This window comes from Herbaspirillum sp. B65, from assembly GCF_000333555.1.
Lineage (GTDB): Bacteria > Pseudomonadota > Gammaproteobacteria > Burkholderiales > Burkholderiaceae_D > Herbaspirillum > Herbaspirillum rubrisubalbicans.
This window is the reverse complement of record NZ_BADI01001055.1, coordinates 1-972: the sequence shown is the minus strand read 5'-3', so window position 1 is coordinate 972 and position 972 is coordinate 1. Positions and strand designations below refer to the sequence as shown.

General features: G+C 61.6%; 1 protein-coding gene. It reads right to left on the bottom strand.

Going from position 1 to position 972, the window contains the following annotated elements:
- Positions 1 to 758, bottom strand: a 758-nt coding sequence (locus tag I5W_RS24890; protein WP_044531273.1) for a type VI secretion system Vgr family protein, incomplete at its 3' end; no start/stop codon positions are given.
- Positions 759 to 972: the final 214 nt, after the last annotated feature.

The following is a 972-nucleotide window of genomic DNA, read 5'->3' as shown; positions in this document are numbered from 1 at the left end:
CCACAGCGTGATGCCATCGCGCTCTCGGTCGCAGCCTCGCGGTGATACCGGACCATGCCTGCGCTGGCTTGGGGCAGCTTCATCGGATCGTCGCAAAACACCAGCGTATGGATCGGCAAACTGGGCTCCCTGGCGGAGGACGTGTCCTGGGCGCGCTTGCCCGCGGCGGTGAACCACGCAATGCCTTCGCGCCGACACAGGCGGCGGATAAAGTCGGCATCGGATTCGTTGAACTGCAGCGTCATCTCCCGCAGGGGGTAGCGGCTGCGATCGGTGGCCGACAGGTCGAAATCGAAGGCGCGCGCCAAGGCCGGGCTTTTGGTTTGCCATTCCTTGAGCAAGGTCTCGATGACATCGAGCACACTCTTGGTACGGAAGATGCGCGTGTTGATCCGCCGCTCCAGAACCGACAAGGCGTCGCGCAGGGTCAGTTGATAGGTGGCCAGCGATCCATCGGACTGGCCTGCCCGGGCATCGGTGATGAGGCCGCAGATGTCGTGCAAGGCGCCGCGATCGGTGACCAGGCGGACGGCGACCGGCAGCCCGAGGAAGGCTTTCAGGGGCAGGTCCGAACGGGTGGACAAGCAGGTCAGATGGCCCTCGATGCCGGTGTAGAGGCCTTCCTTGATGTCGATGCGCTGCACCACCAGCACTTCGTCGAGCGTGCTTTGGGCTTTACCCCAGTTCAGGCGGATGGCGCGGTTGCTCTGGTTCAGTGCGGAGGAGGCGAAGGCTTGGAGGGTGTCGGCCAGACTCATGCCGCCACTCCAGTGGATGTGGCAAAGTGTAGATGTCGCCATGGCGGCGCTCCCAGTTGCAATTGTTTTAATTATTTACGTTCAAATCAGGATGAGTAGTCAAAAAGCTCATCAAAAGTAGTTTAACGCCTCGGCCTTCTATGGCCCCTTCCGCGATGTTATCGGCTCGGCCGCCAACCTGGCAAGGGCAGCAAGTCGACCTCCAGATGACCCG